The organism is Pseudomonas sp. TH34, from assembly GCF_016650865.1.
Lineage (GTDB): Bacteria > Pseudomonadota > Gammaproteobacteria > Pseudomonadales > Pseudomonadaceae > Aquipseudomonas > Aquipseudomonas yamanorum.
In genome coordinates, this window is record NZ_JAEKFB010000032.1 from 31,558 (window position 1) to 57,204 (window position 25,647).

10 protein-coding genes and 3 pseudogenes are annotated in these 25,647 nt (G+C 64.3%); 3 read left to right on the plus strand and 10 right to left on the minus strand.

The window, feature by feature from the left end; translation table 11 throughout:
* Positions 1 to 61: 61 nt before the first annotated feature.
* The 9 genes and pseudogenes from JFU58_RS24465 to gspG form a co-directional block, all read right to left on the minus strand.
* Positions 62 to 12,624 (minus strand): annotated as a pseudogene (locus JFU58_RS24465) (filamentous haemagglutinin family protein).
* A 202-nt stretch (positions 12,625 to 12,826) separates the two neighbouring features.
* The gene (locus JFU58_RS24470) at positions 12,827 to 13,990 is read right to left on the minus strand and encodes a substrate-binding domain-containing protein (protein ID WP_201142600.1); all 1,164 of its coding nucleotides are present in this window, start codon (positions 13,988 to 13,990) and stop codon (positions 12,827 to 12,829) included.
* Between the two features lie 482 nt (positions 13,991 to 14,472).
* Positions 14,473 to 15,683, minus strand: a pseudogene (gene gspF, locus JFU58_RS24475) (type II secretion system inner membrane protein GspF).
* Entirely contained in the window at positions 15,683 to 17,101 is a 1,419-nt protein-coding gene (gene gspE / locus JFU58_RS24480) for a type II secretion system ATPase GspE (RefSeq protein ID WP_003210467.1), read from the minus strand. The pseudogene gspF and the gene gspE overlap by 1 nt, the downstream one beginning before the upstream one ends.
* Positions 17,102 to 17,934: 833 nt before the next feature.
* Positions 17,935 to 20,242, minus strand: a pseudogene (gene gspD / locus JFU58_RS24485) (type II secretion system secretin GspD).
* Positions 20,239 to 20,763, minus strand: coding sequence for a type II secretion system protein GspM (gspM, locus tag JFU58_RS24490; RefSeq protein ID WP_201142601.1), 525 nt, complete (start codon positions 20,761 to 20,763; stop codon positions 20,239 to 20,241). Before gspM ends, gspD begins: the two are co-directional and overlap by 4 nt.
* Entirely contained in the window at positions 20,756 to 21,868 is a 1,113-nt protein-coding gene (gene gspL, locus JFU58_RS24495; protein WP_201142602.1) for a type II secretion system protein GspL, read from the minus strand. Before gspL ends, gspM begins: the two co-directional genes overlap by 8 nt.
* Positions 21,865 to 22,812 carry a type II secretion system minor pseudopilin GspK gene (gspK, locus tag JFU58_RS24500; RefSeq protein WP_158536942.1) on the minus strand — a complete coding sequence of 316 codons (948 nt, stop codon included), beginning with the start codon at positions 22,810 to 22,812 and terminating at the stop codon, positions 21,865 to 21,867. Before gspK ends, gspL begins: the two co-directional genes overlap by 4 nt.
* Before the next feature lie 8 nt (positions 22,813 to 22,820).
* Positions 22,821 to 23,258 carry a type II secretion system major pseudopilin GspG gene (gspG, locus tag JFU58_RS24505; protein ID WP_201142603.1) on the minus strand — a complete coding sequence of 146 codons (438 nt, stop codon included), beginning with the start codon at positions 23,256 to 23,258 and terminating at the stop codon, positions 22,821 to 22,823.
* Positions 23,259 to 23,406: 148 nt separating this feature from the next.
* Between gspG and gspI the strand changes: the two genes are divergently transcribed.
* Positions 23,407 to 23,805, plus strand: a complete 399-nt coding sequence (gspI, locus tag JFU58_RS24510) for a type II secretion system minor pseudopilin GspI (protein WP_063029140.1) — start codon at positions 23,407 to 23,409, stop codon at positions 23,803 to 23,805.
* Here gspI and JFU58_RS24515 read toward each other — a convergent pair.
* Positions 23,792 to 24,223 carry a type II secretion system protein N gene (locus tag JFU58_RS24515; protein ID WP_201142604.1) on the minus strand — a complete coding sequence of 144 codons (432 nt, stop codon included), beginning with the start codon at positions 24,221 to 24,223 and terminating at the stop codon, positions 23,792 to 23,794. The two genes, gspI and JFU58_RS24515, sit on opposite strands and share 14 nt — an antisense overlap.
* Before the next feature lie 85 nt (positions 24,224 to 24,308).
* On the opposite strand from JFU58_RS24515, the gene gspH reads away from it, so the two are divergent.
* Together gspH and JFU58_RS24525 are read left to right on the plus strand one after the other, a co-directional pair.
* The gene (gene gspH / locus JFU58_RS24520) at positions 24,309 to 24,761 is read left to right on the plus strand and encodes a type II secretion system minor pseudopilin GspH (RefSeq protein ID WP_063029136.1); all 453 of its coding nucleotides are present in this window, start codon (positions 24,309 to 24,311) and stop codon (positions 24,759 to 24,761) included.
* Positions 24,754 to 25,350 carry a type II secretion system protein GspJ gene (locus JFU58_RS24525; protein ID WP_201142605.1) on the plus strand — a complete coding sequence of 199 codons (597 nt, stop codon included), beginning with the start codon at positions 24,754 to 24,756 and terminating at the stop codon, positions 25,348 to 25,350. The genes gspH and JFU58_RS24525 overlap by 8 nt, the downstream gene beginning before the upstream one ends.
* Positions 25,351 to 25,647: the final 297 nt, after the last annotated feature.

Consider the following 25,647-nt stretch of genomic DNA (forward strand, 5'->3'; position numbering starts at 1 on the left):
AGACGAAAAAAAGGGGCGATCAATGATCGCCCCAAATACAACGAGAGGTCCTTTTCTAACACTACAAACTGATCTGCTGACGCTCCTCATCCGTTAACCGCGCCCGTGCCTGGTCACTCAATGGCCCGGCACCGAGCACCTGCACCGGGCTGTTGGGGTTGTAGCCCGAGGTCTTCTGGCCGTCCTCCGACTTGCGCTCCACCGGCTCGCTGCCAAAGCTCAACACCTCCACCGTAACAATCGACGCCCGGCCCTGTTTGGCCGCCGCTTGCTGGCTGCGCGCGGCATCTTCCGCCGCCTGGGACGCCGCTGCACCGGCCGCGCTCGCCGAGGTCATGGCCCCGGCATTCACCGCTGCCGACACCGGCACGCCGGACGACTTGCCCTGGGTCTGGATGTTCGCCGCGTTCACCACCCGCAACGCGGCGATGTTGATGTTGCCGGAGACCCGAATCCCCGCCTCGCCCGCGTCGATGGTACCCAGCGGGGCGATCAGGTCGATGTCGCCGGCCGGCACTTCAGGAATCGGATTCAACGTCGCAATCCCCGCCCCGGTGCTCGGCACCGCTGGCGACAGCGTGACGTTGCCCCAGTTGTCATAGACACGCTTGGGCGGCGTGTACACCACAGTGGTCTTGGAACCGCGACCGGCGTTGATGTCACCCTCGCCGGACCAGCCCATGATCGAGCCGCCGAAGGTGGTCATGATGCGGCTTTGGCCCAGCAGGATGCTGCCCATGGAATACAGCTGGATATCGCCGGCGCCCTGGGTGATCACACCCGCCGTGGACGGCGGTGCCGCGCCTTCGATGCCGAAGGTTTGCCCGCCGCCCGGGGTCAGCATCTGGATCGAACCACCGAAATTGGTGTGCACGCCGGAGCCGCCGAACAGCGTGATATCGCCCTTGTAGGTGATCGGGTTGCCGGCCACGTCCTTGTCCGGGAACAGCGCGGCAATCGCCGCCCGCCCCCGTACATAACTGCCCTGGCGCACGCCGCCCACCGCGTTGTACTCACGGCCGGCGGCCTTGAGTTCAGCGAAGTACACATCACGGGCGAACACCCGTTGCTGCTCGGCGGGCAGTGCCGCGTAAACCGCACGGGCCTGCTCGCTGCTGCCGACGAAACCGAAGCGCTCGGCGAGCCAGGTGACCAGTTCGTTTTCGTAGGCCTTGGCAACCTTGCCACCCTGGATCGACAGGGGTTCGCCTGGCTGGACGAGGTTGACCGGGTCCAGGTAGGCCTCGACAAAGCGCCGGTAATCCGGGCCGTTGGGGCCGACGCCAGCTTGCATGACGATGCCTGCGCCAGGGCGGTTGTCGCCCGCGACCACCGGGCCAAGGCTGGTGATGCTGACTTCGCCACCCTTCGCCGGATCACGCCCGGACATCAGGATATTGCCGCCCGCCGTCACTTCCAGCAGGCCGGGACCGGCAACCTGGAAGTTGCTGTACAGAATGTCGCGCCCGGCGGAGACGATGGAGATGTCAGCGGGGTTGTTGTGGATAAACAGGTTACCGGTCGACTGCTCGCTGACCGCACCAGGGGCCGTATTAAAACGACTGCCACTGCTGACAATGTCTCGCCCCGCCATCATCCAAACCGGCCCGTTACCCTCGTACCAGGTCTGCCCCGAATGCAAAAACGAGGGAGAAGAATTGAACGTCAGGGTCCGGCCGCTGCTGACCCCCACCAGGTCGCCGGTCAAGGCATAGAACCGCGCCGGTTCCGTTGGCGCGTAAGCGGCTGCCGACGCCGTGGCGGAGCCAAAGGCAAACAAAGGCCGCGGAATGGAACCCGGCGAGCTACCGTTTTCCGACAGATTGTTGCCATCGACAACCACCTGACCATCAATCGTCCCGACGAACGCCGGCCGCCAAGGTGTGGCCATGATGCTGGGGTCGGCCCCGGAAGGCGTGACAAACATACCGCCCGCATAAATCGAGTTATGGGCCAGGAATTGCAACTGGCTGCTGGCACCTGGGGCGAGCACCAAGGCATTTATCGGACTCGTATCGGCTTGGGACCCCAGGACGGCGTTTCCGTAATAAATACTGCCGCCAGCCGCCGTCGCTCGAACGATCGATGGGTAGACAGTTGCCAGGTCGGACGCTGCGGCGGAGACAGCTGGCGTCAAATTGCCCCCCGCCGAAAACAGGTTGATTGCCGTGTGCCCGGTCCACAATGAGAACCAACTTTCGCCGGTCCCACTCGTCCCGCCACGGGTAAACGATGAGTTGTTCAGCAGGACGACACGGCCCGGGTCAATCACTTGCTGCAGCACCAGGTCACCCAATGTGGTCAGGTTGAATGTGGCATCCCCCGGTACCAGGGTGATGCCCCCCACTGCCCGGCCACGGGTCGCCTGGAACGGATCGAATGCGCGGGTTTCGCCCGGGCTCTGCTCAGAGCTGTTGCTGCCGTAGGTCAGGTCGATCCGGCCCGTGGTTGCACTTTGCAGTTGGGCATTGCCCCGGATATTCACCAACTGGCCGTTCTGATCGTTTACGTCAACCACGCTGCCAGGGTTCAGGGCGCCACCGATACGCACCCGTAAATCACCACCGCCCGTCAACTGCAGGCTGCCATCACCGGCAACCCGCCCGGTACTGCCAACCGCCAGCACCAGCCCTTGGCTGCGCGGGTTGGCAGAGGCCGACATTTGATTGCCGTCCATGCGCCGAAGCACACCGGCATCACCGCCTACCTGTACGTCCACGTCACCGCCGCCGAGGGTGCCGAAACCGGTAAACCCGACAAACGCATCAGCCTTGGAGGCATTGGCGGTATAGCTACCGAAATTGATCCACCAGGCCGTCGGCTGCGCCTGCCCACCGGTGTTCACCGTGCCGCTGCCCTGGCGCCACAGCCAGTTGGCCACATCGGCGGAGTCGATACCGTTATCCAAGGGGTTGGGCCGACTTGGGTTGAAGACGCTTCCCAGGATATTCCCCGTCAGGTTGCCCCCCACGTTCACGCTCAGGTTCCCCCCGCCTCCGGGTACCAGGCACGGTACAGGCTGTCAGATGAACCATTGACGAACTGTTCAAAATAACTGTTGGTATCGTTGAGCACCGTCTTGCCGCTGTTCAGGGCCTTGGGCTGGTTGTAGGGGTCACCGGCACCGGTTGCGGTGGACGATGTACCGGCGGTGTAGACCCCGTACAGGGAGTCCATGCTCAAGTTGCCGGCACTCAGCAGTTCGAGGTCGCCCGTACCGGTGCGAATCACACTGAAACGGCTGCTGGACGGGGTCGCCGCATACTCTTTGCCGCTCTGGGCCAGGCAGTAGGCGGGCGAGCTTGCACAGAACTCATCGATGGAAGGGATACCGAACTGGTCCAGGATGCTTTGCTCGATCGGCGTTCCGACGGTGACGATAATCCCGTTGTCCGCCAGGTCCTTGGCGCCGAATTCGGTCCAGACATAGCCCACTTTCACTGCGCAGTACGCCGGATTGCCCGCACAGAAATCATCAATCGAACCCAGCCCGAAATCATCGAGGGTCTTTTGGTCGATCGGATCGCCTTCCTTGACCACCACCCCGTTGGCCGCAAAGTCCTCCACCGCAAAGGCGGTCCAGGTCAACTTGCCCTTGGCGGGCATTTCCTTGGCAAACATGCCGTAGTGGCTGTCGGCCAAACGCAGGTCGCCGCTGCGCGGATGGGCTTGCAGGATACGGCTGTCGGCCGCCTCGGTGTCGGCACCTGCCACCAACCGCAGCGACCAGGATTGCGAACCTTCGGCCAGCATCGGCGAGAGAGCCCACAGCTTGCCCTGGCGCCCCGCCACTTCCGGGCGCAACGCCACCGACTCAGCCCCGCCCGGCAACTTGACGTTGGTGCCGGAAGGAATCAACGCGCCGCGCGACAGCGGCATGTCGCCATTGAGCGTCACGACGTTGAACGATGGGTTGATCGCCTGAGAATTCGTCGGCAACGGCACACCTTTGGGCCAGATCAGCGCCCCGAGCTGGGTGTTTTGGGTCAGCAGGCTGCCGGCGTCCAGCTGTGAACCGGCCGCCAGGGTGTGTGCCTGGCTCAATAACGTGCCGGCTGCAAACAGCACATTGCCGGCGCTGTCGAACACTGCTGCGGCCAGCACCGTACCGGCAGGCAGCGTCAGGTCCTGGTTCAGCGTCGCTCGGGTCGGCAAGCGCGTACCGGCGGCCACGCCCACGGCCTTGATCGGCAGGTCGTAGTTGAGCACGGTGCCAGCCGGGAAAGTCGTGCCGTCCGCCAGGGTGATGCCGTTACCCGGCACGATGATCGTGCCGCCGGTAAAGTCGATGCCCGGCAACAACACCCAGCCCTTGTCATCGACGGTCTGTGGCGGCGGCGCAAAACCATCGTTGATGCTGCCGTAGATGTTCAGGTCGCCACCGGCGCGCAGGGTCAGGCTGCCCGACTCACCGGAGCCATACACCGAGGTTTTCTGGCTGTTGGGGTTGAGGCTGGCGTAGCGATAGCCGGACAGGTCCAGATCGCCCTGCACCACCAGGTCACCGTCCGGGGTCTTGCTGACGATTTCCACCCCGGGCCGCAGGTGGAAGGCATCGGCATAGGTTGAGTTGTTAAGCCCGGCAAGTTTGTTTTGCAGCAGGTTCTGGTTGAGCAATGCACCGTTGATAAAAGCCGTGCTCAGCACATGCTTGCCATCCAGGTAGGCCTGGTCGATCTGCTGGTAAGGCCGCCCGCTGGCCGTCGGGTCGGTAACGAGTGGCGCATCGTCGTAGCTGATCATGCCGTTGAGGGCGATCGAGCGCGCGCCCTGGATCGTCAGGCGGCCATGGGCATCAATGTTGATGTCGTTGCTGGTGCCATCGGCGTTGATCAGCCGTGGTGCATTCAGTTCCAGGGTGCCGCGGTTGCGCCCGTCATTGCCCTGGACCACCTCGGTGCCGTGACGCAGGTCGATGCGTGCACCATCGGCCAGGGTCAACTGGCCGGTGCCGGAGCCGAGCACCACCATGGCCCGGTTGGGCGAGTCGATGATCTTGCCGTAGCTGTCCACCCGCAGCTGGCTGCCATGGGCGTCGAGTACCGCGCCGCCGTCCAGGGTCAGGCCGTGCTTGCCGGCCAGGTTGATGCTGCCGACGCGCTCGCCACTGGCGTCCACCAGGCCGGTGACCCGCAGGCTGCCATTGTCCACGGAGACGTTGAGGGTGCCGGCCTTGAGGCCATTGCCGATGGTCAAGTCGCCCTGCTTGAGCTGGAAGCTGCGTGTGCCGAACACCTGGCCTTGATTCAGGCGCTGGTTGAGGTCGGCGAACTGCTGGTCCAGGGAGCCGCTGCTGCCCAGGCGCTGGGCCTGGATTTCCACGGTGCCGGCCTCATAAGGCATCCTGGTCCCGCCCGCATCGTAATAGCCACTGCTGCCGGCGAGGATCGTGCCTTGCAGGTCGACAATACCGCCCGCCGCGTCCACCGCAACCGCCCGCAGTTTGCCGGCCTGGTTGTTTTTGGCGGAGAGGTCGATGATCGAGCCGGCGGCCTGCAGGATATTGCCGCTGCCGCTGTCCAGCAGCACAGTGCCGCCCGCGCCGTACTGGGTCACATCGTTGAACACGATGGCGCGACCGGCCACGTCGACCATGGCCGCGTCGGTCAACACCACATCGCCCCGGGCCCCCAGGCTGACCTTGCCGCTGGGCAATACCACCGCCGTGGCCAGGCGAATGCTGTCGCCTTGCAGGGACAGTTCGGCGCCCTGGCCGTTGGCCTTGCCCCGTGCGCCCGTGGACGCTGCAAGATCAATCGCCCCACCTGCGGTGATGCGGTTCACCGAACCGGCTTCGCCGGTCATCAGGGGCGTGATGATATTCAGGTCGCCACCGCTGTACTGGAAGCCCTTCACCGGGTCATAGGCGCCCTGGCTCTGATACACCGAGAGGCTGCCCTTGTGGTTGGCGGTAATGCGCTCGCTGGCATTGAGGTTCACCCTGGCAAAGCCCAAAGCCAGGCGGTCGAAACTGCTCACGGTATTGGTCTGGGCAAAGGCGCCGTAGCCGAACTCAATACGCTCGGCGTTGATATCCAGGCGCCCGCTGCCAGTGCCCGCCCCGCCGCCTATCACGCTACCCGGTGGTGTGGTCGCGCCCTGCCAGATCAGGTTGGCGGTATGAATGCTGGCCACGTCACCAGCGCCGCCGGCACCATAGATCGCCGGGGTGGAGAGCATCAGGTTGCTCAGCCGCGATTTACCCGTCAGTGGGTCATAGGTGTCCAGGGAGGTACTGCCGTAGAAGTTGAAAGTGTCCCGCGCCGAGAGCTGCAGGGTTTCCAGGGCCGGCGCACCGAACTGGGTATCACCCTTGAGCAGGCGATCAAGAAGCGCCTGGGTGAGTGTCAGGCCGGCGGGCAACTGATTGGCCGCAGCGGCAGCAGCCAGGGCGTCCACGCTGCCCAGGTTAATGGTGTTGACCCCCAGGTTGAGGTGGCGGGTGCCGTAGCGCACCTGGTCGCCGAGCTGGAAGGTATTGTTGGTCAGCGCCACGATACTGCCTTCGGAGTACAGCCCGGTTTGCCCGCTGCACACGACCGTGTCACACACCCCGACCCTGATCCCGCCGCTGGGAAACGCCGAACCGGATGAAATGACATTGAGCAAGCCGTTGGACACCGCCAGCATATTGGTGACCTTGTAGATAAACCCATCGCGGGCATCGTAGCTGGCCTGGCCACGGCCGATGGTGTTGATCGATGCCCCTTGCTCCAGAACGATCGCTTTCGTGTCGCTCAACAGAAAAACTTCCGGCGCGGCGAGCGTCACGCCTTCCCGTAGCGTGATTGCGCTGTCGGCCTGATTGGTACCGCCTGCCAGAACGATGTAGTTGCCGGACTGGCCATACTGCACCGCCGTCATGCCCCCCACCATCAGGCGCGAGGCTCCGAGGGCGTTGAGGCTGTCGTCGCTGAAGGTAATACCGCTAAAGCCGGCGGTTGCGGAGCTGCCCGCCGCGACGACTTCAATACCGCGTTTGCTTGGATCAATCACCGCCACGGCGCCACCGTAGCCACCCGCCGCCGCCTCAAAACGGCCTATGCCCTGGAACGAAAACCCATCAGCGCCGCCCCCGGGCCGCAAGGCCAGTTTCAGGGTCTTGGCGTCGACGGCGAGCATCGGGCGTGGCACCCCCTGTTTCGCGGCGTCGGCGATTGCGAACTGTGCGTAGCTGGTTTCGTTGTATTGGGAATAGCGGCGCAAGGTATCGGCCGAGGTCAAAATCAACTGGCTGGCGACGCTGTTGCTGATCCCGGTGTTGGCGATGGACAAGCGCCCGGCGGTGGACCAGGAGCCATTGCGCATCCGTTGGGTGGCGGCATCACTGCCGAGCCCGGCCAGGCCGTTGATCTCGACGCGGAAAGCACCGGGCAACAAGGCGTAGGTGGACGGCATCAGGGTATAAGTGCCCGCCGGCAGCCCCGGCACTCCGGCGCCGATGGTGACCTGCTGGCCCACCAACGGATCGACCGCCCCCTTCTCCGGCGCCACCGGCGCCGCGCCGGGCTGCACGCCGGACACGATGGCGTAAATCGGGTTGGTGCCCAGGCCTGGCAACACAAAACCGCCATTGGCGCCGAACTGCACCAACGGGCTGTAGCGCGCATCCGTAGAGCCGCCACGCCCGGAGACGAACCCGGCCCCCAGCAACTCGCCACCGCCGGACAGGTCCAGGGTAGCCTCAGGCTGCACCTGCACCGACTGGCCGCCGAGCATCACCCCGACGCTGAGTTCCGCGTTCTGATTGACCAGCCCGCCTTGACCGACAAACGTCACGGTCTTGCCGTTGTACGTGTAGACCTGCCCATCCAGGGTGCCGCCATACGGCAGCACAAGGCCTTTGCCACTCACCGACGTCACGCTGCCCGGCAACAATTGCACCTGGCTGCTGCCCATGGTGCCGATATCGATCAACCCCAGGGGCGCCCGTACCACGCCGCCCTGCCGCACCGTCGCGGCGCCCAGTTGCAGGCGCCCGAATGCCGAGTAAGGCACCGCGGCATCCGCGCTGCCGGTACGGCCAATGGTCAGGGTACGCAGCGGGTCGAACGTGATGTTGAGGCTGTTGAATTCGCTCAAGTAGCCCGCGATGACCCGCGCACCGACCTCCGTGGCCGGGTACAACTGCGCCGCGCGCAAGGTCATATCGCCCTGGGTCAATAACTGGGTGCTGACCTTCAAGGCCACGCCGTCCGGGTTGGCGCCCGCCAGGAAGCGCAGATCGCCCTGGCTGGTCAGGTTGACCAGATCAAAGCCGCGACGCTCAAGGCCCGCCAGGCTGTCGTCGGCCTGGCGCAGTTTGCCCTTGCTGCCAAACAACACGCTGCCGCGCACATCGATCAAGCTGCCACTGGCATTGAACTGCGCCTCGGTGGCGCGCAGCGATGGTAAAGGCAACACCGACACCGGGTTCACGTAGAACTCCCGGGCCGGCGAATCCATGCCGGACAGCAGCAGATAGGGTGCCGACAGATTCACCCGAGCATTGGCCGCCGCGCCCTCACTGAGGTTGAAGGCACCGCTGTACAGGCGCAGGCCCTGGCCCATGGCCAAGGACACATCGCCGTCGAAACTCAACAGGCCGTTGTTCATCAACGCCAGGTTGTCGAAACCGCCCGCACTGACCTGGTCTACACCCAGGCGAGCATGGCCATATTCCAGGCTGTCTGCTGCGTCGGCGGCGGTGCCGGCAAGTGGGTGGGCCTGATGGGTCTGGCCGAGCACCAGTTCGCGCACCTTGAGTACCCGGTCCGTGACATCGCCCTTGGTGTAATACGGGCTGTCCAGCGCCACGTTCAGGCTGCCGCCCGCTGCGCCGGCACCGCCGGCCCGGGCTACCAGACTGCCGTCCAGGTACAAGCCATTGTTGGACGCCAGGCTGATGCTGCCGCCATTGCTGGCCACCCGGGTTGCGCCCTGCCCCGGCACATCCAACACCGCTTGTGTGCCCGACGCGTCCAGCCGGGCGCCCTCGCGTACCACCACAAACAGGTCACTGGCAGTGACCGTCCCGGTGCTCAGGTTGATCTCGCCACCGATGCTGATCTTGCCGCCGTCGCGGACCAGCCCGTATTGGCTGCCACGATTGTCCACAGCGGTCGCGGCCCGGGTAGCGACATCGATCAGTGCGTTTTCACCCAGCCAGATGGAGCGGCCATGCCCGATCGCGTTGGCTTGCTCGAACGCCCGCGTGGTCAGGCCGTTCAGGTTGACACTGCCACCCCAGGCATTGAGCGTGCCGTCGACCGTCAGTTGGCCGATGCTGCGCAGATTGATTGCCTGGCCCGGGTCGACGCTGATCACCGCACCCTTGCCCACCACCAGCGCCGTTGTCGGCAATTGCGCGGCAGGCGACTCCAGGTGGCCGGCGGAAAGGGTCAGGCTGGCGCCCCGCCGTTGAGTGAGTACGCCCTTGCTGGCGTCTTCCTGGTACAGCGGCGGAGTCCAGCGTTCCATGACGCTGGCCGCATCGCCGCCGCCCGGCGTCGTGGCGGCCTGCTCCGAGAGCCGGTAGGCCGGCACGCTCACATCAACCTGAGTGCCATCGGTGACCAGCAACCCTTCGTTGCCGGTAATGTCATAGGCCGAAAAACCCTTGTTGAAAAAATCCCCGGCCAACTGCAAGGTCTTGGCGTCCGGCGCCTGCGAGCTCTCGCCGATCTGCACCTGATTGGCCTGCAAGGTCAAGGTGCCGCCTGCGCTGACGCCATAGCCGCGAATCTCAGCGCCCAGGTCCAAAGCCCCCAGTGCGCCCACGGTCACGTCGCCGCCCTTGCCGCCCCGGACTTTGCCATCCAGGCCGATGGTTGCCCCGGACGACGTGTCCACCCGGCTGCTCGCTGCGAGGTTCACGTCCCCGGAGCTGCGCAACGACACTTTGCCACCGTTGATATACGCCACCCCGTCAGTGGCCGATGGGTCCAGCGCCAGATTATTCCAGCGCCCGGAACTGTCCAGCCTGACCCCGGCGGCCACATCGAGCCGCCCGGTGCCCGGCAGAATCACGTCGCCGACGACATTGGAGCGATTGAGGTCGACCTGATTCAACAGGTTGCCCGCGTTGATGCTGCCACCGTGGGCCGTGAGGTTGGCATTGACTGAAACCACAGGGCCGAACAGGGTGATGTCGCCGCCGTCCGCCACCTTGAGTGCGCCATGGACGTCAATCTGCTGCTTGGCGCCGACCTTGATCGCGCCCAACCGGTAACCATTGAGCAGGTCACTGTCGAGCACCAGTTTGCCCTGACGCTCGGTCGGCAGCGCGGTGGCCAGGTCCAGGCCGTCGGCGATTTTTTGCGTGGAGCTCTCGATCAGCACCTGGTCGATGGTCGGGGTCAAGGCGTAGCGCAAGGTGCCGGTGGCCTTGTTGTAGACCGGCGTGTACTGGCCAATGATCAACTGCGCCCGCTGGGCCATGGCCTGCTGTGACTGCTGATAACCATCAAGGTTGATATTGGGGGCCTGGGTCTGGCGATCGCCCTGGAATACATCGCTGATCAACTGGCCTTCCAGCACCGCGTTGGTGGTGCCCACCACCAGCTTGCCGGCGTCGCGGCCCACGGTGTAGCCCGCCTCGTAGCGGCTTTGCTGGGCCACCAGCGGGTTGTAGTAAAAATCACTGCGGCCCCAGCGGGCGCTGGTGTCTTCAAAGCCTTTGTAGATCCCCGCGTAGAGGATGTCCGCAGGGGCTTTCGACAGTTCATAGAGCTGGCCGTCAGGCCCCTTGAGCCAAGTCTGGCGGATGTAGCCGGCCTGCACATCGACGGTACCGCCCGACAGATTGACCTGGGCCCCCTGCTGGGTCACCACGTCCTTGCCGGTGAACGTCACGGTGCCGCCCTGGGCCATCCACTCGCCGATCGAGTGGCCCTGGGTGCCCAGGTAACCGCCGACTTCCAGCAGCCCGCCAGCGGTGTACCAGCGGTCCGTCGCATAGCCGTTGGTGCCCGCCGGGACGAACACCAGGTCCCGCAGGTCGACCCATACGTCGTTGTTGATCAATTGCCCGCCGTCACGGTTGACCGGCGCATCGCGCTGCTCGTTGCCCTGCACGTTGATCTTGATGTTGTTGGCTTCCATCGCCACCTTGACGCCAATCGCGCCAGACACATCAATCATCGCGCCGTCGCGTACCAGGCTGCGTTGGCTGGCGCTGACGGCCACTTGGCCGCCGGTGGCCAGGGTGATCGAGCCTTTCTGGAAGTCCACGGTGCCGCCGCTGACGATCTCGATCCGCGATTGGTCGGTGCGGTCGGCCACCGCACTGAGGTTGTTGAACTGGCCGGTGATCAGGTTGGCGGGCAGGCCGTCGAGCTTGCTCAAGCCATTGTCCTTCTGGCTGTTGAGGGCGGTGCTGCCACTGGCGTCCAGCAGGATCGCCGTGGTGCTGCCCTCGCCCAGGGTCACGCTGCCGTTGGCATCGCTGGAGGCGTTGAGCAAGTGAATCGTGCCGCGGGTATCCACCGAGGTGCTGGCCAGGGCCACGCCGTTCTGCTGCACCTGGTGCCCGGTGAGGGTGATGTCGCCGGTCGACGCCATGATCAGGCCGTTGTTGCTGACCTTGCCCGACGTGCTGCTGGCCTTGAGGCGGGTGGCCACTTCATTGCCACGGGTGGTGGAGCGGTCGTTGCCGGTGGTGCCGACGCCCTTGCGGATATAAAAACTGTCGCCGGCGGCCAGGGTGGCCTGGCCCTTGGCGGTGATGATGCTGCCGGCGTTCTCGACTTCCGAGCCCAGCAGCAAGGCATAGCCACCGGCGTCGGTGGAGGTGGCCGGGTTGTGAGTCTGGATCAACGCGCCGCGCTGCACCTCGACCTTGCCCGCCGCGTCGGTGAAAGTCGGCTGGGTGCCGTTGGCATCCACATAAATCCCGCGCTGGGTGAATTGGTCATCGCTGATGGTGGCAGCCGCCGCCACCAGGTTGCGCACATTGACCTGGCTGCTGCCGCTGAAGATCACCCCGTTACGGTTCATGATCATCACGGTGCCGGGGGCGTTGATCTGGCCCTGGATTTCGCTGGGGCGCGCGTTGGGATCATTGACGCGGTTGAGCACCGCCCAATTCGACTGCTGCTGGAAATCGACCGTGGTGTTGCGCCCGACGTTGAAGGTTTCCCAGTTGAGGATCGCCTTGTCGGCGGTCTGCTCGATGCTGACGGTGGTCTTGCCACCGGACTGGCTTTGGGTCGGGCCCTTGGCGTTGGTCCAGCCCTGGGTCAGGCTGTTGTCCACCTGCAAGCCGCCCTTGCCGAGGCCGTCAGGAATCGTCGAGACCTGGCCGAGCGCCGCTTGCCGGCCTGCCGCTTGTGCCGCCTGCTGGGCCGCAATCGCCGCAACACTGTTGTTGAGCGTGCTGATGGAACGTGACAGCTGCTGGTTCGCCCGCGCCTGCTGATTCAACGACGGAATTCCCGGCACCTGCGCCCCGTTGAGGCGGGCCGCAGTCGCCGCCTGGGCGGCACCCTTGTCGGCAAACCAGCCGGAGCTGAACGCTGTCGCCGCGTGGGCGCTGCCTGCCACCATGAACAAGGCAATCGCTTGGGCCAGTGGCTTGAGGCGCAGGATCGTCTGGCCGCCAGGGCCTTGGGCATTCAGGTTGACCGGTGGTTTGCAGCGGACCATCAGGAAGCTTCCTTCTTTGTTATTGCCCATGGGGAACTGGCGATGTGCGTCACGTATGGGAGTTAGGCGGTTGGCGAGGGGCGGGACTGAACTTCTGTCATGGAAAGTTCATGTAAGGCTGCTAGCCCGGCCGCCAACGCAAAAAATCAGCAACGGCACAGGCCGTTGCTGATCGGGTGTTGCCGGTCGGTAAAAGCGTGGTTTACAGCGGACGACCGATGGCGTTGCAGACATCAGACTTGCCGATGCTCAGCGCGCTGGCTGCGGTGACGAAGTTGCTGGTGATCGCGGCTTTCCAGGCAGTTGGCAGCGGCACAAAGCGGTTGGCCTTGATGGCGTTGTCGTTGGTGTTGAGGGCGCTGGCACCGTAGTGACGGGTGAAGAACGCACGCACTTGCGAGGTTTGGGTGGCGTCGGCGTAGCACTGGCTGAAGATCAGGTTGGTGAAGCCCAGGATTGGATAGCCGGTGCTTGGGTAAGGCACGACGCTTGGGTCATTGGCGTCGGCAGCAGCAGCAAATACTGGTACCCAGGCGTTCTGCAGGGCGACGTTGGCAGCCGCCGGTACTGGCACAGCAGCAATGGCAGCGGAAACGTTGTCAGGGGCTGGAGAAACACCGGCGACCTTGGCCACTTTGGTGGCGTCATCCAGGCCAGCCAAGGTAGGAGCGGCATAGTCCGGGCTCATGTAAGTGATGCGACCATCACCGGCGTTCAGCGCGTCCATCACGCCTTGGCTGGTAACGGCAGGCACGGCACCAGCCGGCACGCCGAAGCTGTCTGCAAAGTTGGTGGTGACCACAAACTTCTTGGACTCATTGACGCACTTGGCTGCCAGGAAACGGGTGAACAGCTCGGTGGTGCCACTGGCTTCGTTACGGTAAACCACCACGATGTTACCGGTGCGACCGGTAGCCGGGAGTTGGTCCCAGGTGGTGATACGGCCCGAGAACACGCCGCACAGTTGATCAACGCTCAGGTCAACCGCGTTGGTACCGGCCTTGTTGAATGGAATGGCAACCGAAGTGGCTACCGAAGGCACTTGAATCAGCTTGCCCCAGGCCGCTTGTTTGGTGGAGGCGTAGGTGGACAGTTCAGTCGAGGTCAGCTTGGAGTCGCTGCCCGCCCAGTGCACGTTCTTGGTGCCGGTCCCGAACTGGCTGTAGTCGTTGTTCAGGAACGCCAGTTTGCCTTTGCCGCTGCCCACACCGATGTACGGGGCGAAACCGGCAGTCAATACGCCGGAGGTCTGGTACAGCGGTTGTGGCAGGGTGGCGCCGCCGCCGTTGATGTCTGCCATGGCAGCCTGGGCCGAGCACAGTGCAGCGAGGGTCATGGATACCGCGAGAACGTTGCGCTTAAACATGAAGAAGCTCCTTTCGTCGTGTTTGTACGTTGGGGTAGATGACGCTATGGCTTCGGTCCCGGGCTGTGGTTCGGGGGTAGCGAGGGGTGAGGCCATGGGTATGAAATCTCGCAGCATCCGATGACAGCTAAAGGAAAAAACCTCGGGAGGAACGGCTTGATTTTTAAAAAGATTCTCGGGTGTTTTGGTCATGCTTTTGGACGGTTTGGAGGTGAGATGACAGCGGGGTTTCAGCGCGGATTTCGAGTGCCGGGCTGGAGGCGGCACAGGCCGTGTTGCGGGGTTGGGCAGATGACAGAATGAGGAACCCGAGTTTGGGACCCGCGTGTCAGGCGCGCGAAAATAGTCTTGAAGAAACGCAGTTAAAATGTGGGAGCTGGCTTGCCTGCGATGACGGCGGGTCAGCTTGCATCCTGGGCGACTGACACACCGCTATCTCAGGCAAGCCAGCTCCCACATTTTTGACCGCGTTTCGCCAGCGACTAGGTCACCAGTTGGTTGATTTCGATGATCGGCAGCAGTACCGCCATGACGATGACCAACACAACGGCGCCCATCACCACGATCATCAAGGGTTCAAGCAACGCCGTCATGCCCATCGCCCGACGTTCGATATCCCGGGACAGGGTTTGCGCCGCACGCTCGAGCATCGGCGGCAGGGAGCCGGTTTTTTCGCCGCTGGCGATCAGGTGGATCAGCACCGGCGGAAAGACCTTTTCCACCGCCAGCGCCGGCGCCAGATTGACGCCCTCGCGCACCTTGGCGGTGGCGTCGCTGACGCACTGGCTCAGGCGGTCGTTGGACAGGGTCTGGCGCGCGGCTTCCAGCGCCCGCAGCAACGGCACACCTGCCCCGCCGAGAATCGCCAGGGTCGAGGCAAAACGCGCGGTGTTGAGCCCCAGCACAAAGCGCCCGATCAGCGGCAGGCGCAGCACCCGGCTGTGCCAGTTCAACCGCGCCACCGGGTTGCGCAGGTACAGGCGCCAGCTCCAGAAACCACCCACGATCCCGGCAAAACACAGCCAGCCCCAGGCGCGGATAAAATCACTGGCGTTGAGCATCGCCAACGTCAGCCCCGGCAGGTCCTGGCGGGCCTGGGAAAACGCACTGACCACCTGCGGCACCACGTAGCTGAGCAGGAAAATCACGATGCCGATGGACACCAGCCCCACCACGCCCGGGTAAATAAACGCCGTGAGGATCTTGCCCCGCAGGTTATTGCGTTCCTCGATGTAGTCGGCGAGGCGCTCCATGACCTGGGCCAGGTCGCCGGACTCCTCCCCCGCCGCGATCAACGCCCGATAGATCGACGGAAAGTCCCGAGGCCGCGCGGCCAACGCATCAGCCAGGCGCATGCCGCTGCGCACATCGGCGCGAACCGCGCTCAAGGTCTGGGCGATGTGTTTTTCTCGGCTTGCTCCACCGTGGCGCTCAACGCGGCCTCCAGTGGCAAGCTCGCACCGAGCAGGCTCGCCAGCTGGCGCGTGGCCCAGGCCAGGTCATTGTCCGAGAGCTTGGCACCGAACCGGCTGCTGCCGCCGGCTTGCGGGTTGTTGTTCTCGATCTGCACCTGCAAGGCCGTCAGGCCCCGGCTGCGCAGGTTGGCAAAGGCGCCGCTCTGGCTGTCTGCCTCAAGGTGCCCGGACTCCAGCTTGCCGGTGGCGTCGGCGGCTTCGTAGCGGTATCGGTTCATCAGGCGTCCCGTGTTACGCGCAGGATTTCTTCGGGGGCAGTGGCGCCGCTGCGTACCCAGCGTTCGCCATCCTCACGCATGCTGAACATGCCGGCGCGGCGTGCGGCGGCTTTCAACGCCTGCTCGCCGGCGCCCTGGTGGATCAGCCCGCGCAGCTCGTCGTCGATGCAGAACAATTCATGGATACCGGTACGCCCGCTGTAACCGATCTGGTTGCACTGCGCGCACCCGACAGGCCGCCAGGTGCCGGGCGCGGCCGGGTCTTCCTGCTTGCAGTGCGGGCACAGCCGACGCACCAGGCGCTGGGCCAATACGCCGAGCAGTGACGAGGCCAGCAGGAACGGTTCGACGCCCATGTCGATCAAGCGGTTGACCGCCGAGACGGCGTCGTTGGTGTGCAGGGTGGCGAGCACCAGGTGGCCCGTGAGTGAGGCCTGGACGGCAATTTGTGCGGTCTCCAGGTCGCGGATTTCGCCGATCATGATGATGTCCGGATCCTGGCGCAGGATTGCCCGCAGGGCCAGGGCGAAGGTCATGTCGATCTTGGCGTTGACCTGGATCTGGCTGATGCCCGGCAGGTCGTATTCCACCGGGTCTTCGACGGTCAGGATATTGCTGGTGCTCGCATCCAGCCGGGCCAGGGCGGCGTAGAGGCTGGTGGTCTTGCCGCTGCCGGTGGGGCCGGTGACCAGCACGATGCCGTGGGGTTGGCGGATCAGGGTGTCGAGTTTGGCCAGGACGGCAGGGTCCATGCCGAGGGTTTCCAGCTGCAGGCGGCCGGCTTGTTTGTCCAGCAGGCGCATCACTACGCGCTCGCCATGGCCGGTGGGCACGGTGGAGACGCGGATATCGATGGGGCGACCGGCCACGCGCAGGGCGATGCGGCCGTCCTGGGGCAGGCGTTTTTCGGCGATATCGAGTTGGGCCATGATCTTGATGCGTGAGACCAGGGCGCCGTGCAGGGCCTTGCGCGGGGACACCACGTCACGCAGGGTGCCGTCGACGCGGTAGCGCACCACGGAGTGGGTTTCGTAGGGTTCGATGTGGATGTCGCTGGCTTCGTCGCGGGCGGCCTGGGTGAGCAAGGCGTTGATCATGCGGATCACCGGGGCGCCGTCCTGGGTGTCGAGCAGGTCGGTGATTTCGGGGATGTCTTGCATGAGGCGGTCGAGGTCGACTTCGTTTTCGGCGGCGCCCACGACGGCGGCGGCGCTGCCGGTGTCGGCGTAGGCAGTGGCCAGGAGGCCGTCGAGTTCGTCGTCGCGCACCTGGATCAGGTGGGTTTGGCCGAACTGGCGGTGGACTTCGCTGATGGACCAGCCGGGGGTCGAGGGGCAGATGGTCAGCGTCGGGCCCTGGGTTCCCGGGTGGAGGAGGATGCGTTGGGATTTGGCCCAGGCGTAGGGCAGGAGGCTCATGCTTTTGGGCTTCGTTTGGTTGAGTACATATCCATTCCTTCGGTTACGGCTTCGATTGGTTCCGCTCTTACAGCGGCTCACTTTTGAACAGCGCAAAAGTAAGCAAAACGCTCTTGCCCCACCACTCGGCACCTCGCCTAGGCTCGGTGTGCCCTCACTCCGGCTTTGGACCGTGGGCCGCCGTCATGGGCCATCCTTGGCCCAGGACGGCTAACCCGGCGTCCTGCCGGGTTACCCACGCTCCAAAGCCTGCGTTCGGCCAGCGTGGTTTAACGGGGCGCCTAAGATCAAGATCAAAAGCAAGAGCACAGCGGCCTACCGGCCGGCTTGAGTGTTAAAAGCAAAATCAAAATCTAAAGCGGGCACGGTCCACTGTAGGAGCTGGCTTGCCGGCGATGGCATCAACTGGGTGTACCTGATGCACCGAGGTGTCTGCATCGCCGGCAAGCCAGCTCCTACAAAAAGCAGCTCTGCTTTCGCTCTGGTTTTTGATTTGGCTTTTAACACTCAGGTCGGCTTTCAGGCCGCCGTGCTCTTGCTTTTGATTTTGATCTGCGGGCCCCGTCAACCACGATGGCCGCAAGCAGGCACGGTGGAGCGGGTAAACCGGCAAGGATGCCGGTTTAGCCGCGCCGGGCCATGGATGGCCCGTCGCGGCGGCCCGCGGAACCGGGCCGGAGTGCGGGCATGCCGAGCCTAGGCGAGGCGCCGAGTGGTGGGGCAAAGACCTTTTGGTTACTTTTGGGGCGTTTGCCAAAAGTGACCCGCTGTAAGAGCGGAACCATAGGTGGCCGTTACCGCAGCAACGGATATGCCCCCATCCAAAACCCAAATCACCGCGGCACCGCCCGAATCACCGCCCTAACCCCCTGCCCCCGGGAATCGCCTTATCCACCGAAGGCAACTGCGGCGCCTGCACATCCGGCATCGCCCAACTATGCTCCGGCTGCAACCCACCCTGGGCCCTGCGCATAAACTCATAGCGATTCAGCGTAATACTGCGCCCCGCCCCACCGTCACGAATAATGTAGGGCCGCAAAAACACCATCAAATTAGTCTTCGTCACACTGCGCTTTTCATTCCTGAACAGCGCCCCCAACCCCGGAATATCCGACAACCAAGGCACCGCGTCATTGCTCTGGCTATACCCATCCTGCAACAGCCCGCCAAGTACCATGATCTGCCCGTCATCCAGCAAAATACTCGTATCAATCGCCCGCTTGTTCGTCACCGTCCCGGCATCCACCGAAGCCCGCGTGTCGACGCTGCTGACCTCCTGATAAATATCCAGCTTCACCGTCCCCCCTCGGAAATCTGCGGCCGCACGTTCAGCTTCAGCCCCACTTCCTCGCGCTGCACCGTCTGGAACGGGTTATTGCTCGTGCCGCCGCCGCCCGTCACATAACTGCCGGTGACAAACGGAATCGTCTGCCCCACAAAAATACTCGCCGCCTCGTTATCCAGGGTCAGCAGGTTCGGCGTCGACAACACATTGGTCCCGCCCTTGCTCTTCAATGCCCGGGCCAGCACCTTGAGGTCCAGCACCTTGCCAATCCCCGGAATGTCCACCGAGCCATTCACCAGCCCGATGTTCAAACCCTTGGGCAACACATCAATGCTGGTCTTGCTGGTGGGGGTTCCATTCAAGCCGCTGCCCCCCAGGTTCACCCCGCCAAAGCCCCCCTTCCCGCCCAGGTTGCCCGCCTGCCACTGCACCCCGAACTCGCTGGCATCGTCCTCACCCACTTCGACGATCAGGCTCTCGATCACCACCTGGGCGCGACGCTGGTCGAGCATGTCGATCACCTCCCGCAGGTTGCGATACAGCGGGTCCGGCGCCGAGATCAGCAAGGTGTTGGTGGTGGCGTCCGCCTGGATCGTCACGCCACCGGCGCTGAACGCGGTGTTCTGGTCGGTAGGGGAAGAGGCTCCGGTGCTGCTGGTGTCCTGCCCGTAACCACTGGGCTGGACAGTGCCGCTGCCGGTGGGAGTGCCGCTGCTGTTCTGGGTACTGCCCTGGCCACCCTGGGTGTTGCCGCCCATGCTGCTCAACTTGCCACGGGCATTATCACTGGTACCGGTGTCGCTCTCACCAGTGAGCAAACCCCGTAGCGACTGCGCCAACTTGCCGGCCTGGGCGTTGCGCAGGTACACCACGTGCATATTGCTCGGGTTGCTCTGGGCGTTGTCGAGCTTGTAGATCAGGTTGCGCGCCAGTTCCGTGCGCTCCGGGCTGCCGGCGCGGATGATGATGGAGTTGGAGCGCGGGTCGCCGATCACGTTGATCTTCTGGGTCTGGTCGGCGCCCTGGGTTTCGAGGAGTTCCGAGACCATGGCGGCGATGTCCACGGCGATGCCGTTCTGCACTTTCACCACGTCGGTGTCGATGGCGCTCGGGGTGTCGATGCCGTCGATGATCTGTGCCACCCGCGCCAGGTTTTCCGCGTAGTCGGTGATCACGATGCTGTTGTTGCCGGGGTAGGCGTTGATCGGGTTGTTCGGCGACACGATCGGGCGCAGCACCGGGATCAGGTTCACCGCGTTTTCGTATTGCAGGCGGAAGGTGCGGGTCTGCATGCCCTGCCCGTCCGGGTTGGCGCCGCTGTAGATCGGCCCGCCCAGCAGCTTGGCGTCCGCCTCAGGCACCACCTGGGCCACGCCGCCTACGTCGACCACGCTGAAGCCCTGCATACGCAGCGCCGCCAGCAGCATGTCGTAGGCCTGGTGCGCCGGTACCTGGCCTTCGCTGACCAACGTGAGGTTGCCTTTGACACGCGGGTCCACCAGGAATTGCTGGCCGGTGGCGCGGGACAAGGCGCGCACCACCGCCTGGATATCGGCGTCGACGAAGTTCAGTTGTACCGGTTGATCACCCAGCGGGTTGCGCGCCCTGGCCGGTGCGGCGCCATGGCTGCGGGCGCTGTTGGTCACCGGGTGTTGCACCCGGGGTGGCGGCACGGTTTCGCGCTGGCGGTCCAGTGGTGTGTCGCCGCTGCGCCGGGTGTCGGCCAGGGGTTGGCCGAGCTCGCTGTCCACCAGCAACGGCGCGGAGGATTGGGGGTTGCTGCACGCTCCCAGCGCCAACAAGAGCAAAGGGGCGACCTTGCGATAAGGCGCAGCGTTGGGCAATGACCACTTCATGAAGCTTCCTTAGCGCCAGGCGCCTGATCCATGCGAACGGTCCCGGACAAGGTGCCGGCCGAGTTTGAAGGGGTGGCCTCGCCTGCGCGTTGCAGGCGGGCCGCAGAGACTTCCAGGGAGAACGGCCGGGGGTTGGCCAGCAGCCAGTCGATCACCGCGTCCGCCGGGGCATCGTCGAAGGTCAGGCGCCAGCTGCCGGTGTCCTGCGGCTGCAATTGATAGCGGCCCTGCAACCCGGCGTTGTCGAGGGACTGGTGCAAGGCGGTTTCCAGGTCACTGCTGCGCGGGGCTGGGGCGACGCCTTGCAGCAGCACCTGCAAGGCCTCGGCCTGGCTGCGCAGTTTCGGGGTTTCGGCTTGCCAGTAGTCGATTTTCTTCAGCGGTGGCTGGATCAACAGCAACCAGGTCAGCAGCCCCGCCAGCACCAGGCCGGCACCCACCAGCAGACGTTTTTCACGCACGGCCAGGCCATTCCAGAACACCTGAGCCCGGCTGCGCATAAGCTGCCAACGCTTATTCATCTTCGGCCTCATCGTCTGCATCGGCTTCAACGCGCTCGGCGAGCGGGCCGAGGGTCCAGCCCTGGTCGTCGCGGGTGGCGCTGAACCCGGCCTGGGCCAGCAGCGCCTGCGCGTCCGCCGCCAGCGCCGGACTGCAGGTGTCGGGCAGCAGGCTCACCTGCAAACGGCCTTGCTCGTAGCTCAGGCTCTCGACGCTGCCCGCCATGGACGGCAGGCTGCTACCCGCCAGCGCCAGCAAGCCGGTAAAACGCTGGCCCGGCTCAGCCGCCGCGCCACTCTGGCGTGCGGCCAATTGCTGACGGGCTTGTTGCAGCGGGTTGAGAATCACCGGCAGCTCGGGAAAGGCCTGGCGCACTTGCTGGCTCATCTGCGCCTTGAGGCGCTGGCCTTCCTCGACCTGGCGGGTGGCGTAGAGATTCAGGCCCAGGGTCCAGATGGCGACCGCCAGCATCGTGCACGCCGCCGCCCTGCCCCAGCCACCGGTGGCCGCCTGCTGAAGCCGACCGTGCAAACCCCAGCCCGGCAATGGCCCAGCCCAACGGGCATCGCCGGTCACTTGATGCACATCGACGCCGGTGGCGAGCAGATCATCCAGCGCGGGCTGTCCCAACGGATGCACCGCACCCTGCTGGACACTGAGGCGCAGCAGCAAATGCCCGTCGCTGAATGCCGCGCTGGGTGGCTCGCTGACTGGCAACGCATACGGTGCCGGGTATAGGCCGCGCACTTTGATTTTCAATTGGGTGGTTATCCGGCCCAGGTGTTCAAGGCTGCTTTTGGGCAACCAGCCCACCTGCACCCGTCCGCTGCTTTCCCGTGGACCGTGGGCCACATGCATCAACTCCAACGGGCCCAGGATCAATGCCTGGGCCGCGCACGTCACTGCGTCGTCAACCTTGGCGGAGGGCAATTGCGGCAGCTCCAGGCTGGTCAGCAGGCTGTCCCGCGGGTGCAGAAAAAACGCCGCCGGATTATTCGCCAGTTGCGCCAGGCTGCCCTGGCCTAGCTGGCTGACCTGTCCGGCGCGGTCCAGCCAGGCGAACTGCACCTGGCTCTCGGTGGTGAGTTCATCCAGTGGCGGCAAGCCGATTCGCAAACGCTTCATACGCCCACCCGCGACCAGATCACCTGGGGCTGACGGTCTTCCGGGCGATACAGCAACGCCTCCAACGTCACCCGACGCTGCTCGCGACGGACCTGGCCCTGCACGCGAAACCACTCACTGGTGATCCCCACCTGCACCGTGTCCACCGCGACCTGTGGCATGCGCAACCGGTTGACGAAATCTCCGCGATTGATAAACCAGCGCCCGCCGTCGCGCTCGGCCACCAGGGCCTGGGCCTGCGACAGGCTAAGCCCCGGCACCACGCTACTGAGCACCTCGGCGCTGGCGGTATTGCCGTTGACCCATGTATTGCCGGGCAGCACGCTGACGTAGCTCGCCATGCGCCGCAGTTGGCGCGGGTCGAGGCCTTCGATACCACTGAGGTCAATGAGGCTGCGCAGCATGGGGTACTTGGCTGGAATCAATGGCGCCGCCGTTCCGGGCGAGGTATCGCGGCTGCTGTTGAAGCCGCCGGTGAGTGAGGCGCCGAGCTCGCGCTGGTCGTATGAGTCGATCACTCGCCGGCTGATGCGGCGACTCACGGCCGGCTCGATGCCGATCAACTGGCACAGGCGTTCGAAGCTCTGCAATTGCACGGCGTCCGGGTGTTGTTGGGTCACAAGATTGCGCAGGTTGAACTTGCCCTGCTCATCCTCAATCCGCCCCTCGAAAGCACCGCCGAGGGGCCGTGCCCACGGTTGATCGAGCCGGGTTAATACATCCTGGCGGCGCGCATCCCACAGGAGTTGGCGACTGGTTTCCAGGCCACCATTCAACAACCATTGCCCCTGGATACGCAGTTGTTCGGCTTCCAGGCTGCGGGTGAACACGGTCTGCCGGGTGAGCATGGCACCGGCAATCACCGCGACCACGGCCGCGATCAGCAAGGCGCTGATAATCGCCATGCCGCGCTGCTTCGCCGCTGGGGGCGAATGGCTGTTCATCGCCGGCCTTACAGCTGCCAGGAGCCGATATCGGCATTCACGCCGTCACCATCGGGTTTCCCGTCGGCGCCGAGGGAGAACACATCCACTTCGCCGTTGGCCCCTGGGTTGAGGTAGTGATAGGGGTTGCCCCACGGGTCGTTGGGCAGGCGCTCGAGGTAGGCATGCCAGTTGCTGTTTTTCGCGTCGGCCGGGCGCTCCACCAACACCTTCAAGCCCTGGTTCATGGTGGGATAAGAACCGTGGTCAAGGCGGTAGAGTTTCAGGGCCTGCATCAGCCCGCCAATGTCCTGTTTGGCGGCCGTGGCCCGCGCCTGGTCCGGGCGGTCGAGCACCTTGGGCACCACCAGCGCCGCCAGAATCCCCAGGATCACCACGACCACCATGATCTCGATCAAGGTGAAACCACGCTGCCTGCGTGGGGAGGTGAAGTGTGCGATATCCATCTCGACATTCCTTGGCTTGAGTGCATTTCGTGGCGCAGTGTTGCAAGAACACATGTCAGTCATGTTGAAAATCCTCGGGAGCTTTGGTCGCCAATCGGTCAACTGCGGGGGCTAGTCTGCGGGCCTGATTCCCGGTTTTGAGTACGCCATGGGCGGCCCCCGCAACGAGCAAGGTTTCACCCTGATTGAAGTGTTGGTGGCACTGGCGATCATCGCCGTGGCCATGGCCGCAGCCGTGCGCGTGGCCGGGCTGATGACCACCAGCAACGGGCTGCTGCGGGACAAGTCGATGGCGCTGCTGGCGGCCCAGAGTCGCCTGGCGGAACTGCGCCTGGAAGGTCGGGTGAGTCCCGGGCGCAAGACCTTCGACTGCGACCAGGGCCGGCTGAAATTGCGCTGCGAACAGACCATCAGCAACGGGCCGGATGGGCGGCTGTTCCAAGTCAGCGTTCGGGTGCTGGACGCGACCCGTGAAGCGCCACCCCTGGCGCGCCTGGAAACCTTGATGGGGCGCCCGCCGGTGAAGCGCGCGGTTACTGCCGAGTGAGGCTTGGCAAGGCCGGGCCGTCGGGCAACTTGTCGAGGGGCACGCGGATTTTTTCATTACCACGTTCGATCTCCACGCTATCGCCTTCAATGGCCGTCAAGCGCACGCCGGGGCTTAGCCGCTCACCCAACAAAAAACTGCGGGGCGGCCCGTCGTTGAGGCTGAGGATGGCCACCGCACCACGGGCACCGGCAAGCACCCCGGAGACCTTGATCTGCATCACCGCCGGGGTATTGGAAAACCACTGCACGGCAGGGTTGTCACTGCGGGAGACTAATGCCTGGGGCGCGGCCTGCGGGGTGTGGGACTCGGCCGACGTGAGCAGCAACGGCGTCCAGGTCGCCACCCCTGCCAGCGCTGCCAGCAACGCCAAGGCCTGGACGCCATGGGCGGGTGAAAAACGATGGGTGAATGCCATGGGCGGGACCTCCTGTTTGTCCGTCGCCTCAGGCTACAGGGCAATTCACACCTTTTTATTTCAGCGGTTGATCAGGGAGCAAAAAATGAAACAGCAGGGCTTCACGTTGATCGAGCTGATGGTGGTGTTGGTGATCATCGGCATCGCCAGTGCGGCCATCAGCCTGAGCATCAAGCCTGATCCGCTGCACCTGCTGCGCAAGGACGCGGAACGCCTGAGCCAGTTGCTGCAGGTGGCCCAGGCCGAGGCTCGCGCGGATGGCCGGGCGATTACCTGGAAGGCGGATGCCAAGGGGTTTCGCTTTAGCCGCGTGACGGATGACGGGTTGGGGTTGGAGGACTTCAGTGGCGATCAGCAACTGCGCCCGCGGGCCTGGGACAGCACGCCGATGCAGGTGCGCATCGAGCCCGGGAAGAACCTGGTGCTGGATGCCGAATGGGTAAACCCGCCGATGCGGGTGGTGCTGTCGGATGGGCAACACAGCCTGAGTTTGCAACGGGATGCGGCGGGGTTGTTGCGGGTGGTGAGTCATGAGTGACCAGAAGGGTTTTACGCTGATTGAGGTGATGGTGGCGATCATGTTGATGGCGGTGGTCAGTGTGATTGCCTGGCGTGGGCTGGACAGTGTGACCCGTGCTGATCAGCACTTGCAGGCCAGCAGTGAGGAGACTGAGACCTTGTTGCGGGCGCTGAACCAGATGCAGCTGGATCTGAGTTTGCGTGCGGGGGTTGAGTTGGGGCCGCCGATTGGGGATGAGGCGCCGAAGCCTGGGGGGTTGGCGGCGGTGTCGGTGAGGAGTTCGGATAGCAAGGGGTTTCGGTTGGAGGTGATCCGGAGTGCGCCGGTTCCTGGGGATGGGTTGCAGCGGGTGCGGTGGTGGCTCAAGGGGGACACGCTGTATCGGGCGGCGGCACCGGCGCGGGATCGGTATCCGCTACCGGCACCCAGGGATACGGTGGCGGTGCTTGGGCAGGTCAGGGATTTGCAGGTGCGGGTTTGGGACAAGGGGTGGCGGCAGTTGAGTGGGAATCGGCAGGAGGAACCGCTGGGGGTTGAGGTGGTTCTGGTGCGGGAGGCGGGTCAGGGGGTGGAGCGGTATCGGCAGGTTTTTGGGCTCCTGCGGTAGGGCTTTTTGGGGGGCGTGTACATATCCGTTATTTGGGTGATGGCTGATATTGGTTCCGCTCTTACAGCGGCTCACTTTTGAAAAGCGCAAAAGTAAGCAAAACGCTCTTGCCCCACCACTCGGCACCTCGCCTAGGCTCGGTGTGCCCTCACTCCGGCTTTGGACCGTGGGCCGCCGTCATGGGCCATCCTTGGCCCAGGACGGCTAACCTGGCGTCCTGCCAGGTTACCCACGCTCCAAAGCCTGCGTTCGGCCAGCGTGGTTTAACGGGGCGCCTAAGATCAAAATCAAGATCAA

Bases quoted from the DNA above. Each gene is read 5' to 3' on its own strand.
- JFU58_RS24470 (WP_201142600.1), bottom strand. From the start codon at position 13,990: ATGTTTAAGCGCAACGTTCTCGCGGTATCCATGACCCTCGCTGCACTG.
- gspE (WP_003210467.1), bottom strand. From the start codon at position 17,101: ATGAGCCTCCTGCCCTACGCCTGGGCCAAATCCCAACGCATCCTCCTC.
- gspM (WP_201142601.1), bottom strand. From the start codon at position 20,763: ATGAATAAGCGTTGGCAGCTTATGCGCAGCCGGGCTCAGGTGTTCTGG.
- gspL (WP_201142602.1), bottom strand. From the start codon at position 21,868: ATGAAGCGTTTGCGAATCGGCTTGCCGCCACTGGATGAACTCACCACC.
- gspK (WP_158536942.1), bottom strand. From the start codon at position 22,812: ATGAACAGCCATTCGCCCCCAGCGGCGAAGCAGCGCGGCATGGCGATT.
- gspG (WP_201142603.1), bottom strand. From the start codon at position 23,258: ATGGATATCGCACACTTCACCTCCCCACGCAGGCAGCGTGGTTTCACC.
- gspI (WP_063029140.1), top strand. From the start codon at position 23,407: ATGGGCGGCCCCCGCAACGAGCAAGGTTTCACCCTGATTGAAGTGTTG.
- JFU58_RS24515 (WP_201142604.1), bottom strand. From the start codon at position 24,223: ATGGCATTCACCCATCGTTTTTCACCCGCCCATGGCGTCCAGGCCTTG.
- gspH (WP_063029136.1), top strand. From the start codon at position 24,309: ATGAAACAGCAGGGCTTCACGTTGATCGAGCTGATGGTGGTGTTGGTG.
- JFU58_RS24525 (WP_201142605.1), top strand. From the start codon at position 24,754: ATGAGTGACCAGAAGGGTTTTACGCTGATTGAGGTGATGGTGGCGATC.